Source organism: Micromonospora sp. bgisy143 (assembly GCF_057708145.1).
The window spans coordinates 1-15520 of the sequence record NZ_JBYIRN010000037.1; the positions used below are offsets into that span (position 1 = coordinate 1).

At 71.7% G+C, this 15520-nt stretch carries 11 protein-coding genes; 6 read left to right on the forward strand and 5 right to left on the reverse strand.

The annotated features are described in order from the left end of the window. Window positions 1-387 precede the first annotated feature (387 nt). Window positions 388-1074, reverse strand: a complete 687-nt coding sequence (locus tag AC3EN4_RS29065) for a hypothetical protein (RefSeq protein ID WP_435209444.1) — start codon at window positions 1072-1074, stop codon at window positions 388-390. A 69-nt stretch (window positions 1075-1143) separates the two neighbouring features. Here AC3EN4_RS29065 and AC3EN4_RS29070 point away from each other — a divergent pair, with 69 nt between their 5' ends. Genes AC3EN4_RS29070 through AC3EN4_RS29080 form a run of 3 tightly spaced genes read left to right on the forward strand, consistent with a single transcriptional unit; the run spans window position 1144 to window position 5551 of the window. Next, window positions 1144-3762 carry a valine--tRNA ligase gene (locus AC3EN4_RS29070; protein ID WP_435209445.1) on the forward strand — a complete coding sequence of 873 codons (2619 nt, stop codon included), beginning with the start codon at window positions 1144-1146 and terminating at the stop codon, window positions 3760-3762. After that, window positions 3759-5093, forward strand: coding sequence for a bifunctional folylpolyglutamate synthase/dihydrofolate synthase (locus tag AC3EN4_RS29075; protein ID WP_435209447.1), 1335 nt, complete (start codon window positions 3759-3761; stop codon window positions 5091-5093). The genes AC3EN4_RS29070 and AC3EN4_RS29075 overlap by 4 nt, the downstream gene beginning before the upstream one ends. After that, window positions 5090-5551 carry a DUF4233 domain-containing protein gene (locus AC3EN4_RS29080; RefSeq protein ID WP_435209448.1) on the forward strand — a complete coding sequence of 154 codons (462 nt, stop codon included), beginning with the start codon at window positions 5090-5092 and terminating at the stop codon, window positions 5549-5551. The genes AC3EN4_RS29075 and AC3EN4_RS29080 overlap by 4 nt, the downstream gene beginning before the upstream one ends. An 18-nt stretch (window positions 5552-5569) precedes the next feature. Here the strand turns inward: AC3EN4_RS29080 and AC3EN4_RS29085 are convergent, their stop codons facing one another. Then, window positions 5570-7048 carry a VOC family protein gene (locus tag AC3EN4_RS29085; protein ID WP_435209450.1) on the reverse strand — a complete coding sequence of 493 codons (1479 nt, stop codon included), beginning with the start codon at window positions 7046-7048 and terminating at the stop codon, window positions 5570-5572. Window positions 7049-7190: 142 nt separating this feature from the next. Between AC3EN4_RS29085 and ndk the strand changes: the two genes are divergently transcribed. Then, window positions 7191-7616, forward strand: coding sequence for a nucleoside-diphosphate kinase (gene ndk, locus AC3EN4_RS29090; RefSeq protein WP_422736488.1), 426 nt, complete (start codon window positions 7191-7193; stop codon window positions 7614-7616). Window positions 7617-7627: 11 nt separating this feature from the next. Here the strand turns inward: ndk and sigJ are convergent, their stop codons facing one another. The 3 genes from sigJ to AC3EN4_RS29105 form a co-directional block, all read right to left on the reverse strand. Then, on the reverse strand, window positions 7628-8506 hold the full coding sequence (sigJ, locus tag AC3EN4_RS29095; RefSeq protein ID WP_435209452.1) for an RNA polymerase sigma factor SigJ: 879 nt from the start codon (window positions 8504-8506) through the stop codon (window positions 7628-7630). Next, a complete protein-coding gene (locus tag AC3EN4_RS29100; RefSeq protein ID WP_422740793.1) occupies window positions 8503-8934 on the reverse strand; it encodes a carboxymuconolactone decarboxylase family protein in 432 nt (143 codons plus the stop codon). The genes sigJ and AC3EN4_RS29100 overlap by 4 nt, the downstream gene beginning before the upstream one ends. A 92-nt stretch (window positions 8935-9026) precedes the next feature. Further along, window positions 9027-10169, reverse strand: a complete 1143-nt coding sequence (locus AC3EN4_RS29105; RefSeq protein ID WP_435209453.1) for an acyltransferase family protein — start codon at window positions 10167-10169, stop codon at window positions 9027-9029. 160 nt (window positions 10170-10329) lie between these two features. On the opposite strand from AC3EN4_RS29105, the gene AC3EN4_RS29110 reads away from it, so the two are divergent. Beyond that, a complete protein-coding gene (locus AC3EN4_RS29110) occupies window positions 10330-11880 on the forward strand; it encodes an alkaline phosphatase D family protein (RefSeq protein ID WP_435209455.1) in 1551 nt (516 codons plus the stop codon). Between the two features lie 421 nt (window positions 11881-12301). Further along, on the forward strand, window positions 12302-15448 hold the full coding sequence (gene ileS, locus AC3EN4_RS29115) for an isoleucine--tRNA ligase (RefSeq protein WP_435209457.1): 3147 nt from the start codon (window positions 12302-12304) through the stop codon (window positions 15446-15448). Window positions 15449-15520: the final 72 nt, after the last annotated feature.

A 15520-nucleotide genomic window follows, 5' to 3' on the forward strand; every position in this document is an offset into this window, starting at 1 on the left:
GCCCGAACCCCGCGGGCCCTTCAACCCGCGCCGGCCCCATCCCCGCGTCCGCGCGCCGCGCACTGCGCGACCCGCGGGGTGATCATGGAGTTATTGCGGTGACACGCCGGTGACGGTGGCAATAACTTCATGATCAACCCGGCGAGAGGGCTTGGCGCTGGCGATGGGCTGGGCGCTTGGACCAGGTGCCGGCACTCGTCGACCCGTCGACGGTCGTGACCGCGGCGACGCGCGGAGGCAGGGGTGGAGTTGGCGAAAGGCGTCCGGACCCGCCGGTGATCGACTCCAGATCGGCGACATTGGCCTGTCAAGGCCAGCGGGACACCCCCACATCGGCGACGTCGTGTCGATCACGACAGGCAGGGGCCCGGTGGGCGGCTCGGCGGGTTAGTTGCGGGTTTGCATGTCGGTGCGGAGGTCGCGGAGCAGGGCGCCGGCGTCCGTCACCGACCTGCCGGGGAACATCGCCATCACGACGCTGCCGTGATCGGCCCAGCCGCACACCGCGAAGTCGCCGCCCTCACCACTCGTACTGCCGCACTTCATGACACCACCCAGCTCGCCGGCGTCCACCTCGCGCAGCCCGGTGACCGCACCCGTCTCGTCGGACATCAGGCCGAAGAGGCTGTCCAGGTCGCGTTCGGGCTGCCAGAGCAGGGTCGTGCCGCCGAAGACCAGCACCGACCGCTTGTCGTCCGCGGGGTCGCGGTAGACGGTCCCGAAGCTGCGGTCCAGGTCGATGTCGGCGGCCAGGCCGCTGCGCAGGTAGTCCGCCGTGCTCTTGGCCCGCTCGCTGTCGTCCCGGGTCAACCCCGCCACCTGATCGGGCGAGGTCAGCCGGGTGTCCTTCTGCTGGGCCACACGCCACCCGCCGACACCCAGCACACCCGCGCCCGCGAGACCGACGACCAGCGCGACCGTCCAGCCGATCTTGCGGCGGCGGGACCAGCCACTGGAGCGCTCGTCGGGGTCGCCGCCGGTGTCCCGCGTGCTCAGCTGGATCGGCTCCTCGGTCAGTTCGACCGGCTCAGGGCCGTGGTCGAGCGACCGGTCGGTGAGATGTGCGTCGGACATAGCCGACACCGTACGCGAACGACAGGTGGCGCACGTCAGGTCCGCGGAAGCCCTTCGTAGACTTGTCAGGTGACCGAGAGACTGGATGCCCGACGCCCCGACGCCCCGACCCTTGCCGGCCAGTACCAGCCCGGCGAGGTAGAGCAGCGACGGTACGAGCAGTGGGTAGCCGCTGGGCACTTCCGGGCCTCCGCCGACAGCGACAAGCCCCCCTTCACCATCGTCATCCCGCCGCCGAACGTCACCGGGTCGCTGCACATGGGCCACGCGTTCGAGCACACGCTGATGGACGCCCTGACCCGGCGTAAGCGGATGCAGGGCTTCGAGGCGCTCTGGCTGCCCGGCATGGACCACGCGGGCATCGCCACCCAGAACCTGGTCGAGCGTCAGCTCGCCGCCGAGGGCCTGTCCCGGCACGACCTCGGTCGGGAGAAGTTCGTCGAGCGGGTCTGGCAGTGGAAGGCCGAGTCCGGCGGCAAGATCCTCGGCCAGATGCGCCGCCTCGGCGACTCGGTCGACTGGGACCGGGAGCGCTTCACCATGGACGCCGGCCTGAGCCGGGCGGTCCAGACGATCTTCAAGAAGCTCTTCGACGACGGCCTCATCTACCGGGCCAACCGGATCATCAACTGGTGCCCGCGCTGCCTGACCGCGCTGTCGGACATCGAGGTCGAGCACACCGACGACGACGGTGAGCTGATCTCCATCCGCTACAGCGACGAGGTCGTGGTGGCCACCACCCGGGCCGAGACGATGCTCGGTGACACCGCCGTGGCGGTGCACCCCGACGACGAGCGCTACCAGCACCTCATCGGCACCGAGGTCGAGCTGCCGCTCACCGGCCGGCGGATCCCGATCGTCGCCGACGCGCACGTCGACCCGTCCTTCGGCACCGGCATGGTCAAGGTCACCCCCGCCCACGACCCGAACGACTTCGAGATCGGGCAGCGGCACGACCTGCCCTCGCTGACCGTGATGGACGAGCGTGGCGTCATCACCGTGCCCGGCCCGTTCGAGGGGCTGGACCGGTTCGAGGCGCGGCCGGCGATCGTTGCCGCGCTGCGCGAGCAGGGCCTGATCGTCGCCGAGAGGCGCCCGTACGTGCACGCGGTCGGTCACTGTTCGCGCTGCAAGACGACCGTCGAGCCGCGGCTGTCGTTGCAGTGGTTCGTGAACACCGCTCCGCTCGCCCAGGCCGCCGGTGACGCGGTGCGCGACGGCCGGGTGCGGATCGAGCCGGCCGAGCTGGCGAAGCGTTACTTCGCCTGGGTCGACAACATGCACGACTGGTGCATCTCCCGCCAGCTCTGGTGGGGGCACCGCATCCCGGTCTGGTACGGCCCGGCCGGCGAGATCGTGTGTGTCGGCCCCGACGAGACGCCGCCGACCGGCGAGGGCTGGCACCAGGACGAGGACGTCCTGGACACCTGGTTCTCCAGCGGGCTGTGGCCGTTCTCCACCCTGGGCTGGCCGGAGGAGACCCCGGACCTGGCGAAGTTCTATCCGACCAGCGTGCTGGTCACCGGGTACGACATCCTGTTCTTCTGGGTCGCCCGGATGATGATGTTCGGCCTCTACGCGATGGACGGCCGGCCGCCCTTCGACGTGGTCGCGCTGCACGGCATGGTGCGTGACCAGTTCGGCAAGAAGATGTCGAAGTCGTTCGGCAACGTGGTGGACCCGCTGGACTGGATCGACAGGTACGGCGCCGACGCCACCCGGTTCACCCTGGCCCGGGGCGCGAACCCCGGCCAGGACGTGCCGGTCAGCGAGGAGTGGTGCCAGGGCTCGCGCAACTTCTGCAACAAGCTCTGGAACGCCACCCGGTTCGCGCTGATGAACGGCGCGCACACGAGCGGCGACCTGCCGCCCGTCGAGCAGCTCTCCACCGTCGACCGGTGGGTCCTGTCCCGGCTCGCGCACGTCACCGCCGAGGTCGACGAGCAGTTCGAGGCGTACGAGTTCGCCAAGGTGTGCGACCTGCTCTACCACTTCGCCTGGGACGACGTCTGCGACTGGTACGTCGAGCTGAGCAAGCCGGTGCTCGCCGAGGGCGGTGCCCAGGCGGAGGTCACCCGTCGGGTGCTCGGGCACGTCCTGGACCAGTTGCTGCGGCTGCTACACCCGGTCATCCCGTTCGTCACCGAGGAGTTGTGGGTCGCGCTGACCGGCGGCGAGACGGTGCAGGCCGTCGCCTGGCCGGTGGCCGACCGGTCGCTTGTCGACGACGCCGCCGAGGTCGAGCTGTCCGCCGTGCAGCGGGTCGTCACCGAGATCCGCCGGTTCCGTTCCGACCAGGGGCTGCGCCCGACGCAGCGGGTCGCGGCGCGGCTGGACGGGCTGGCCGGGGCCGGCATCGCGGCCCACGAGCCGCTGATCCGGTCGCTGGTGCGCCTCGACCCCGCCGGTGACGACTTCCAGGCCAGCGCGACGTTGGCCATGCCCGGCGCGGTCGGTGTCGCGTTGGACACCCGGGGGTCGATCGACGTGGCCGCCGAGCGGGCCCGGCTGACCAAGGACCGCGCTGCCGCCGAGAAGGAGGTCGCGCAGGCCCGGGCGAAGCTCGACAACCCGGCCTTCGTCGGCAAGGCCCCCGAGCCGGTCGTCGCGAAGATCCGCGAACGGCTCGCCACCGCCGAGGCCGACCTGGTCCGGATCGACGCTGCTCTGGAGACACTTACCTCGTGACCGACCGTACCGATTTCGCCGCCGCCGAAGCCGAACTGAACGCCCGCGGGTTCACCCGCATGGTGTTCGAGCTGGACCGCATCGAGTCGCTGCTCGACCTGCTCGGCAGTCCGCAGCGGGCGTACCCGTCGATCCACCTCACCGGCACCAACGGCAAGACGTCCACCGCCCGGATGATCGACTCGCTGCTGCGGGCGTTCGGGTTGCACACCGGCCGCTACACGAGTCCGCACCTGGAGACCGTCCGGGAGCGGATCAGCCTGGACGGCGAACCGGTGAGCGAAGAACGGTTCGCCACGGTGTACGGCGAGATCAAGCCGCTGGCCGAGCTGGTCGACGCGCGGTCGGACGAGCCGCTGACGTACTTCGACATGACGACCGCGTTGGCGTTCGCCACGTTCGCCGACGCGCCTGTCGACATCGCCGTGGTCGAGGTGGGGCTCGGCGGCGCCGAGGACGCCACGAACGTCATCCAGGCCGGCGTCTGCGTGATCACTCCGATCGGCCTGGACCACACCGAGTGGCTCGGCGACACGCTCCAGGACATCGCGCTGGCCAAGGCCGGCATCATCCACCCGGGTGCCACCGTGATCGCCGCCGCGCAGGAGGAGGAGGCCGCGCGGCCCCTGCTCGAACGCTGCGCCGAGGTGGGCGCCACCATCGCCCGCGAGGGCGCCGAGTTCGGCGTGCTGAGCCGGGCGGTGGCCGTCGGTGGTCAGGTGCTCAAGCTGCAGGGGCTCGGCGGCGTCTACGACGACGTGTTCATCCCCCTGCACGGGGCGCACCAGGCGCAGAACGCGGCGGTGGCGCTGGCCGCCGTGGAGGCGTTCCTCGGGGCCGGGGCCCGCCGCCAGTTGGACATCGAGGCCGTCCGGGAGGGGTTCGCCACGGCCAGCTCCCCGGGCCGGTTGGAGCGGGTCCGCAGCGCCCCGACCGTCCTGCTGGACGGCGCGCACAACCCGCACGGCATGGCCGCCACGGTGACCGCCCTGCAGGAGGAGTTCGCGTTCAGCAAGCTGGTGGCCCTGGTGGGTGTCCTCGCCGACAAGGACGCGAGCAGCCTGCTGGAGCTGTTGGAGCCGGTGGCCGACCTGGTGGTGGTCACCCGCAACAGCTCGCCCCGGGCTATGCCGACGAAGGAACTCGCCGCCCTGGCCAGCGAGATCTTCGGCGAGGAGCGCGTCGAGGTGGCCGAGGACATGCCGGACGCGATCGAGTTGGCGGTCGCGCTGGCCGAGGAGGACGTGCCCGGTGAGCTCAGCGGCGTCGGTGTGCTGGTGACGGGTTCGGTGGTCACCGTCGCCGACGCCCGCCGGCTGCTGAAGCGATGACCGGCCCCGAGCGCGACCCCCGCGCCACCGACAACCCGACCGGCGCGGACGCCGGCACCGGCGGGCCGGTCCAGGACGTACCCGCAGCGGGCTCCGGGGAGCCGGAGGCTGGGCAGGTACGACGCTCCGGGCTGCGGAACCCGCAGGCGGCCGTCCGGGGTCTGGGCGCCGGCACGCTCGGCCTGGAGGCGCTGGTGCTGCTGCTGGCCATCCAGCCGATCCGGGTGGTCGGCGGTGACCTCGACGGGGCCGCGATCGCCGTGGTGGTGGCCCTGGCGGTGGCCGCCATCCTGCTGGCCGGCATGATGCGCCGCCCCTGGGCCTGGCACGCCGGCACCGTGTTGCAGGGCCTGCTGATACTGGCCGGGCTGCTGCACTGGTCGCTGCTCGTGCTGGGCATCATCTTCGCCCTGGTCTGGGCGTACGCGCTGCACGTCCGCCGGGTCATCCTCGGCTGACGCCCGGGGCGCTCAGGGTCAGGCTTCGGCCCGTTCGCGCCACTGGGTCAGGGCGATGCCGTGGCCGTCCGGGTCCCGGAAGGCCGCCGCCCACACCTCCAGCTTGCTGCCCCGGTTCACCACCCGCGGGGCGTACGTGAAGCGGACACCGGAGTCACGCAGCCGCCCGTACGCCGCCTCGATGTCGTCGACCTCGAGGTTGACGTGCACGAGCCGCCGGCTGATCGGGGCCGCCCCGGTCACCTCGCGCAGCACCAGCCGGGTCGCGCCGAAGGCGAGCACCGCGTTGCCGGTGCCCTGGTCGACCTCGGTGAAGCCGAGCATGTCGCGGTAGAAGCCGAGCGACCGGGCCAGGTCGGTGACCAGCAGGGTCAGGCCGACGCCACTGATCGGGCCGGCCGGGTCCGCCGCCGACGCTCCGTCGTACCCGAAGATCGCCTCGTCCAGGGTCTCGGCGGTGACCGTCTCGCGGACCGCTCCCACCGGGGTCGGATCGTCGAGCGGCAGGTCCAGCGGGTCCAGCGGATCCACCACGACCGGGCCGGTCCGCTGCGTCGGCGGGGCCTCGGTGGTCCGGTCCGCGCCGGGCGCGGACCGGGCCTGCGCCGGCGCGTCCGGGCGGTCGTCGTCGGACTCGGCGGGGCGGTCGTCACCCGGGTCGGCGTCGGGCTGCTCGAAGTGCTCCTCGGCCGGAGGTCGGGGTGCGGGAGTGGCCCGTCGGGGCAGGCCCGCGCCGGGCTGCTGCTCGACGACGACGCCTTCGAGGACCACCGGACCGCCCGGGGACTGGCTCACCACCACCGGCTTGCGCTCGTCGGGGACGCCGGACCGGTCCTCGCGCAGGGGATCGCCGCCGCGTGGGTCACGGAACGGGTCGCCGCCGCGCGGATCGCGGAACGGATCGGGGCCGAGCGGGTCGCCGAACGGGTCACCGCCGCGCGCATCCCGGAAGTCGTCATCGGGCGCGCGGTCCGCCCACGGCGGGGCGTCCTGCTGGATCAGCACGTCGTCCACGGCGTCGACGTCGCCGAACTCGGGCGGGAGGTCCGCCACGGCCGCGGCGGTCTCGGCGTGGGTGGGCACCTCGTCCCAGAGGACCTTGACGTGCCGCTGGTCGTCGAGCGCGACCCGGATGGGCAGGGTCTGCCCCAGCGACGGCCACTTGGAGACCGGCACCCGCGGCTCGATGATCTTCTTGGATCGCGGCGGCAGGCCGGGCGCGTCGATGACCAGTTGCAGCTCACACCGGCCGAACGCGTACTGGGTGGGTGGTTCGGAGGCGCTGTGCACGTGCGCCACGCCGACCACCCAGGTGCGTCCGCCGCCCTTCACGGTGGCCAGCGCGATCGCCAGCACCAGCAGGGCGACGCCGAGCGCGACGATGGCCCAGCTGGTCATGCCCAGCCCGAAGAGGACGACGAAGGTGGCCACGGTGCCGAGCACCGTGCCGATCAGCTTGCGTACCGGCGCGATGGGCCGGTTCCCGCCATTCGCCACAGTGGACCTCCCGGGGGTCAGGGCCAGGCTAGGCCGGATCGGCCACCGGAGGAAAGACCGGCCGCCGCGCCGGCGCCGGGACCGGGTCGCTAGGCTGACCGTACCGAGCCCAAGCGTTCTGCGCGTACAGGAGGAACCCAGCGTGTCCAGCAACAGCCCGGAAGAGCGCAGCCTCGTGCTGATCAAGCCCGACGCGGTCCGCCGCGGCCTGGTCGGCGAGGTCCTCTCCCGCTTCGAGCGCAAGGGGCTGCGGATCGACGCGATGGTGCACCGGACGATGGACGCCGAGCTCGCGGACGCGCACTACGCCGAGCACGTCGACAAGGCGTTCTATCCGCCGCTGAAGGACTTCATGACCGGCGGCCCGCTGGTCGCCCTGGTCCTCTCCGGCGACCAGGTCATCGACGTGGTCCGTGGGCTGGTCGGCGCGACCGACGGCCGTAAGGCCGCCGCCGGCACGATCCGGGGCGACCTGTCGCTCTCCAACCGGGAGAACCTGGTGCACGCCTCCGACTCGCCGGACAGCGCCAAGCGCGAGATCGCGCTCTGGTTCCCCGAGCTGGGCTGACGCCGCGTCGCTCAGTCGGCCGGCGGTAGCTTCTCCGGGTTGCCCACCACGTAGACCTCGGTGATCCGGCCGGCTGCCGCGGCGACGGTCAGCGTGTACCGGCCACCGTCGGAGCCGCGCACGAGCAGCAGGGCGGGTTCGCCGTTCAGCTCCAGCCGATGCGCCGTCCACGCCCGGCGCGGGCCGTAGATCCCGGCGTAGTACCGGGCGACCCGGTCCGCGCCCCGCACCGGGTTGCGCGCGGAGCGGACCCGACCACCACCGTCGTTCCACGCCGTGACGTCTGCGGCCATCAGGTGGGTGAGCGTCGCCAGGTCCCCGTTCCGGGCGGCGGCGAGGAACGCCTCCAGCAGCCGCTCGCGCTCCGGACGGCTGGCGGTGAAGCGGCGGTCCTCCTGGCGTACCCGGGTCGTCGCCCGGTGGTACAGCTGACGGCAGTCCTGCGGGGTCCGGTCCAGGATCTCCGCGATCTCGGTGTACGGCAGGTCGAACGCGGTGCGCAGGACGTACACGGCACGCTCCGGCGGGGTGAGCCGTTCCAGCACGTGCAGCAGCGCGGTGGAGAGCGAGTCACGCAACTCCGCGCGGTCCAGCGGGCCGAACGGCGAGGGCTCGGTCGGCACCGGCTCGGGCAGCCACGGCCCGACGTACGTCTCGCGGGCCGCCTGCCGGGCCCGCAGCCGGTCCAGCGCGAGCCGGGTCACCACCCGGGACAGGTAGCGGCGGGGCTCGGCCACCGTCGAGCGGTCCACGCCCAACCAGCGCAGGTACGTCTCCTGGAGCACGTCCTCGGCGTCGTGTCGACTGCCGAGCAGCCGGTAGGCGAGCCCGAGCAGCATCGGCCGGTGCGCCTGGAGCGCACCGGCCGCCTCTGCCGCCGTGGTCGTCACGCCTGAGCCGGAGGCTCCATGCGCGTCGTCACCGCGATGCGATTCCACACGTTGATTGTGGCGATCGCGAGGATCAGGTCGGCCAGTTCCTTCTCCGACCAGACCTTCGCGGCGGCGTCCCACACGTCGTCCGGCACGCCGTGCTCGCCCAGGCGGGTCACCGCGTCGGTGAGCGCCAGCGCCGCCCGCTCCCGCTCGTCGAAGAACGGGGCCTCGCGCCAGGCGGCCACGGCGAACAGCCGCCGGTCCGACTCGCCGTTGGCCAGCGCCTCGCGGCTGTGCATGTCCACGCAGAACGCGCACCCGTTCGACATCGACGCGCGGACCTTGACCAGCTCCAACACGGTCGGATCGACGTTCGCCCGGACGTACTTCTCCAGGCCCGACACGGCCTGGTATCCCTGCGGCGCCACCTCGAAGAGCTTCATCCGTTGCACGGCAACCTCCCTGATCGGTTCGACACCGCTACGACGATCCGGTCGGTCGCGCTGTGACAACCGGGGCTATGAGCCCGGTCACGTCATCGCGCGGGGACGGTGTCCGGGAGCACCTCGCGGGGGCGGGGGATCCGCACGACGCCGTCGCCGCCGGACGGGCCGTCCTGGTCGCGTGGCGCGGGCCGGGACACCCGGGCGGCCAGCTCGCGGCCCACCGTGATCATCGGTAGCTCGACCCAGCGGTAGAGCACGTCCGCGAGGACCAACGCCACCAGCACGGCGGCCACGAAGATGCCGGTGCTGTGCCGACCCAGCGTGGGCAGCAGTCCGACCGCCGCGTGCGCGGCGATGGACTGGACCAGGTACATCGAGTACGACCGTTCGCCCACGAACACCAGCGGCCGCAGTCCCAGCACGCGGGCCAGGACGCTGCGCGACAGCAACGCCGGCAGCAGCAGCGCGGTCGCCGCCGCGTAGCTGCCGATCAGCGCCTCCTGGCCGAAGCGGGCCGGCCAGTACCGTACGGCCACCTGCACCGCGGCGAAGGCCACGATCACCACGCTGGCGGTGACCGGGTGGGTCAGCGGCCGGAGCAGGGCGAAGCCGCGCGGGTGGTGCATCAGCACGGCGATCAGGCAGCCGAGCAGGATCGCCACGTAGTGGATCGGCCAGCTCAGCCAGGCGATCTGCGGTGGGATCAGCGCGACGAGGAGCACGAGGAGCCCGAGGGTGACGGCGAGCCGACGACGGAAGACGCCGGTCACCAGCACGAAGGCGATCGCCGGCCAGAGCAGGTAGAACTTCTGCTCGATCCCGATCGTCCAGGAGTGCAGGTAGGGGGCGTTCGCCGGCAGGAAGTCGTTGAGCAGCAGCAGGTAGTAGCGCAGCGAGCGTTCGACCGCGTCGGCGGTGCCGCTGAGCCGGGCCAGGACCCAGGTCAGGAACAGCACGAGCAGGTACACCGGCATGATCCGGAAGAACCGCCGCAGGTAGAAGGCGCGCAGCGAGACCCGCCCGTAGCGGTGTTCCTCCCGCAACAGCAGCGTCGTGATCAGGAAGCCGGAGAGCACGAAGAAGAGGTGTACGCCGATCCAGCCGGTCAACCAGGCCCAGGACGGGCCGCCGAAGTGGAAGGCGAAGACCATCACGGCCGCCACGGCCCGCAGGCCGTCCAGCGCGGGGAACCGACGCATGGCCTGGAACTCGTCATGGTTGAGCGGACGCACCGGCGAAGTCTGCGCGAGCCCGTCACCGGGGTCAAGCCGCGCAGGCCGCCCGCTCGCGCCCGTCGGACAACAGGCGTTCGGTCGGCGGTCACCCGGACCGCCGGCCGCGGTCATCTGCGCCCGGTAGACCCACGGGGTCAACCCATGACCGGGAGGAAGCATGACCGAGCTTGATCGACGTACCCTGCTGCGGGCCGGCCTGGTGGCCGGAGCCGGAGTCGCCGGCGGCGCGCTGCTGGGCGGCGCCGGCGCGAACGCCGCCCCGGCCTGGCGCCCGGCGGGACGCCCGGTGCTCACCCACGGGGTGCAGAGCGGCGACGTGACCGCGGACTCGGCGCTGGTCTGGACGCGGGCCGACCGCCCGGGTCGGATGCTGGTCGAGGTGAGCCGCCGCCCCGACTTCCGGGGCGCGCGGCAGTTGCGGGGCCCGGTGCTCGGGCCGAACGCGGACTTCACCGGCAAGGTCCGGCTGCGGGGTCTGCCGGACGCCGAGCGGCTGCACTACCGGGTGCGGGTGGAGAGCCTGGACCGGCACGGGGTGGTCAGCGAGCCACGGACCGGGTCGTTCACCACCGCGCCGGACCGGCACCGCCGCCGGGACGTGCGGTTCGTCTGGACCGGGGACATCGTCGGGCAGGGCTGGGGGATCGACCCCGCCTTCGGCGGGCTGTCGATCTTCCGGGCGATGCGCGCGGTCCGTCCGGACTTCTACCTGTGCAGCGGCGACACGGTGTACGCCGACGGCCCGCTCGTCGAGTCGGTGACCCTCCCCGACGGGCGGATCTGGCGCAACCTGGTCACCCCCGAGAAGAGCAAGGTCGCCGAGACGCTGACCGAGTACCGGGGGCAGTTCGCCTACAACCTGCTCGACGAGCACCTGCGCGAGTTCGCGGCGGCGGTGCCGCAGGTCAACCAGTGGGACGACCACGAGGTGCTCAACAACTGGTACCCGGGGGAGATCCTGGACGACCCGCGCTACACCGAACGGCGGGTCGACGTGCTCGCCGCGCGGGCCAGCCAGGCGTTCCACGAGTGGCTGCCGGTGCCGGACAACGGGCCGCTGTACCGGCGGATCCCGTACGGGCCGCTGCTGGACGTCTTCGTGCTCGACATGCGGACCCACAAGGACCCCAACGACGGCAACACGTACGCCGACCCGAGGCGCGGGCTGCTCGGCCGCGAGCAGCGGGAGTGGCTGATCCGGGAGCTGAAGCGCTCCACCGCGACCTGGAAGGTGATCGCCAACGACCTGCCGATCGGCGTCGTGGTGCCGGACGGTTCCGCCGCGCAGGAGGGCGTGGCGCAGGGTGACCCGGGCGCGCCGGCCGGGCGTGAGCTGGAGTTCGCCGAGGTGCTGCGGGCCACCCACCGGGCCGGGGTGACCGGGATGGTCTTCCTCACCGCCGACGTGCACTACTCCGCCGCGCACCACTACGACCCGGCCCGGGCGGCCGTCGGCGACTTCACCCCGTTCTGGGAGTTCGTCTCCGGCCCGGCGCACGCCGGCGCGTTCGGCCCGAACGCCCTCGACGGCACGTTCGGACCGCAGGCGGTCTTCGTGCACGCCCCGCCGAGGGCGAACACCGGGCCGGCCGAGGGCTTCCAACACTTCGGCGAGGTACAGATCGACGGCGAATCCGGTGCCCTGACGGTGAACCTGCGCGACCGCGACGGCGCCTCCCTCTGGACCACCACTCTCCCAACCCCCTAACCCCACCCACCCGGCCCCCGGCCCCCTCGGTTGATCATGAAGTTATCGTCACGACACGCCGGCCCGGCGGGCAATAACTTCATGATCGCCGGGGCGGTCGGGACCGGTCGGGGGGCGGTCGGGGCGGTCGGGGGGTGGTGGGATTACTCGGGGGCGCGGTGCTGGGTGGGTCTTGTATCATTGGGGGTCGTAAGGCGATGACCCGGCCATCACCGGTGAGCCTCCGGAAGAACAGCCGGGTGACCGGCCCAGTAGAACCGGACGGGTCCGGCCCGTCACAGCCGGCCAATGAGCGGGCGGTCGATCCTGACCGCCAAGCGGGGTGGTACCGCGGGCCACCCGGGGAGCGTCGTCGGCGTACCCCGGACGGTTCGTCCTCGCAGACCCACGTTGCGTGAGCTGCTGAGGAGAGCGACAGGCGATGGCCTATCCGTTGCACGACCCGACCGCCGCCGGTGTCCCGGCGAGCCCGGACCTGCCCGCGGTCGAGCGCCGGGTGCTGGAGCACTGGACGGCCGACAAGACCTTCGAGGCGTCGGTCGAGGCCCGTCCCGCCGGGACCGACGGCAAGAACGAGTACGTCTTCTACGACGGCCCGCCGTTCGCCAACGGCCTGCCGCACTACGGCCACCTGTTCACCGGGTACGTCAAGGACGTGGTGCCGCGCTACCAGACCATGCGCGGCCGGCACGTCGAGCGGCGCTTCGGCTGGGACTGCCACGGCCTGCCCGCCGAGGTGGTGGCCGAGAAGCAGCTCGGCATCACCAGCAAGGCCGAGATCATCGACCTGGGCGTGGCCCGGTTCAACGAGGCCTGCCGTACCTCGGTGCTGGAGTTCACCCAGGACTGGGAGCGGTACATCAACCGGCAGGCCCGCTGGGTCGACTTCACCAACGACTACAAGACGCTCGACCTGGACTACATGGAAAGCGTCATGTGGGCCTTCAAGACCCTGCACGACAAGGGTCTGATCTACGAGGGTTTCCGGGTGCTGGCGTACTGCTGGCGCTGTGAGACGCCGCTGTCGAACACCGAGACCCGGATGGACGACGTCTACCGCGACCGGCACGACCCCACGCTGACCGTGTGGTTCGGGCTGACCCCCGACGAGTCCGCGCCGGAACTGCTGCGCGGGCCGGTCAAGCTGGGCGTCTGGACCACCACGCCGTGGACCCTGCCGTCGAACCTGGCGCTCGCCGTCGGCCCGGACATCGAGTACGCGGTCCTCGACCGCGACGGGGAGCGGTACGTCGTGGGCGCGGCGCGCCTCGGCGCGTACGCCAAGGAGCTGGACGGGTTCGAGCAGGTTGGCACGGTGTACGGCCGGGACCTGGTCGGACGCCGCTACACGCCGCTGTTCGACTTCCTGGTCGAGCAGGCGGGCGAGAACGCGTACCAGGTGCTCGGCGCGGAGTTCGTCACCACCGAGGACGGCACCGGGATCGTGCACCTGGCCCCGGCGTTCGGCGAGGACGACCAGAACGTCTGCAACGCCGCCGGCATCCCCACCATCGTCACCGTGGACGACCACACCCGGTTCACCGCGCTGGTCCCGCCGTACCAGGGTGAGCAGGTCTTCGACGTCAACAAGCCGGTGATCCGGGAGCTGAAGGAGCGGGGGGTGGTGCTCCGGCAGGACACCTACACCCACTCGTACCCGCACTGCTGGCGCTGCGACACCCCGCTGGTCTACAAGGCGGTGTCGTCGTGGTTCGTCGCGGTGACCCAGTTCCGGGACCGGATGGTCGAGCTGAACCAGGAGATCAACTGGACGCCGGGCCACATCAAGGACGGCTCGTTCGGCAAGTGGCTGGCCAACGCCCGGGACTGGTCGATCAGCCGGAACCGGTTCTGGGGCTCGCCGATCCCGGTGTGGAAGTCCGACGACCCGAACTACCCGCGCCTGGACGTCTACGGCTCGCTCGCCGACATCGAGCGCGACTTCGGCGTACGCCTGAGCGACCTGCACCGGCCGGCGGTGGACGACCTGGTCCGCCCCAACCCGGACGACCCGACCGGCACGTCGATGATGCGCCGGGTGCCGGAGGTGCTGGACTGCTGGTTCGAGTCCGGCTCGATGCCGTTCGCCCAGGTGCACTACCCGTTCGAGAACGCGGACTGGTTCGAGCACCACTACCCGGGTGACTTCATCGTCGAGTACATCGGGCAGACCCGTGGCTGGTTCTACACGATGCACGTGCTGGCCACCGCGCTGTTCGACCGGCCGGCGTTCCGCAACTGCCTGAGCCACGGCATCCTGCTCGGCTCGGACGGGCGCAAGATGTCCAAGAGCCTGCGCAACTACCCGGACGTCTACCACGTCTTCGACTCGTACGGGTCGGACGCGATGCGCTGGATGCTGATGTCCTCGCCGGTGCTGCGCGGCGGGGACATGGCGGTCACCGAGACGCTGATCCGCGACGCCGTGCGGCAGGTGCTGCTGCCGCTCTGGAACGTCTGGTACTTCTTCTCGCTCTACGCCAACGCCGACGGCCACACCGCGCGGCGGCGGACGGACTCGACGCACCTGCTCGACAGGTACATCCTGGCGAAGACCAACGAGCTGGTGTCGACGGTCGGCGCGCAGATGGACGCGTACGACATCTCGGGCGCGTGCGCCACCGTCCGGTCCTACCTGGACGCGCTGACCAACTGGTACGTGCGTCGGTCCCGGGACCGGTTCTGGTCGGGTGACGCCAACGCCTTCGACACGCTGTCGACCGTGCTGGAGACGCTCTGCCGGGTGGTGGCGCCGCTCGCGCCGTTGACCGCGGAGGAGATCTGGCGTGGCCTGACGGGCGAGCGGTCGGTGCACCTGACCGACTGGCCGTCCGCCGAGGAGTTCCCGGCCGACCACGACCTGGTGGCGGCCATGGACAACGTTCGGGCGGTCGCCTCGGCGGCGCTGTCGCTGCGCAAGGCCAAGGGGCTGCGGGTACGGCTGCCGCTGTCGACGTTGACCGTGGCGTCCCCGGCGGCGGAGCAGCTGCGTCCGTTCGCCGACCTGATCGCCGACGAGGTCAACGTGAAGGCGGTGGAGTTCAGCGCCGAACTGGCCGCGTACTGCGAGCAGGTGTTGACCGTGGTGCCCCGGGCGCTCGGCCCGCGCGTCGGCAAGCAGGTCCAGCAGGTGATCAAGGCGGTCAAGGCGGGCGACTGGGAGCTTGTCGACGGCGCACCGGTGGCCGCCGGCATCACCCTGGCCGAGGGCGAGTACGAGCTTCGTCTCGTGGCCGCCGACGCCGAGCACTCCGCGCCGCTGCCCGGCGGCGAGGGTGTGGTGGTGCTCGACACCGAGGTCACTCCGGAGTTGGCCGCCGAGGGCCTGGCCCGCGACGTGGTGCGGGTGGTGCAGCAGGCCCGCCGTGACGCCGACCTGGACGTCTCGGACCGGATCGTGGTGTCGGTGTCGGCGTCCGAGGAGGTGCGCGCCGCGGTGGCCGCGTACCGGGAGTTCGTGTCGGGTGAGGTGCTGGCCGACTCGGTCGACTTCGCCGAGGGCCTCGACGGTTTCGCCGGTGAGGTGGGCGAGGGCGAGCGGGTGACGGTCACCGTCCGTCGGTCGTAGAACACGGACACGGATGCCTCCACACCTCCGTCTGCGGGGTGTGGAGGCGTCCGCTACCGTGACACCGCCTGC

Coding starts and splice junctions, on each gene's coding strand:
- AC3EN4_RS29065 (WP_435209444.1), bottom strand. CDS start 1,074: ATGTCCGACGCACATCTCACCGACCGGTCGCTCGACCACGGCCCTGAG.
- AC3EN4_RS29080 (WP_435209448.1), top strand. CDS start 5,090: ATGACCGGCCCCGAGCGCGACCCCCGCGCCACCGACAACCCGACCGGC.
- AC3EN4_RS29100 (WP_422740793.1), bottom strand. CDS start 8,934: ATGAAGCTCTTCGAGGTGGCGCCGCAGGGATACCAGGCCGTGTCGGGC.
- AC3EN4_RS29110 (WP_435209455.1), top strand. CDS start 10,330: ATGACCGAGCTTGATCGACGTACCCTGCTGCGGGCCGGCCTGGTGGCC.
- ileS (WP_435209457.1), top strand. CDS start 12,302: ATGGCCTATCCGTTGCACGACCCGACCGCCGCCGGTGTCCCGGCGAGC.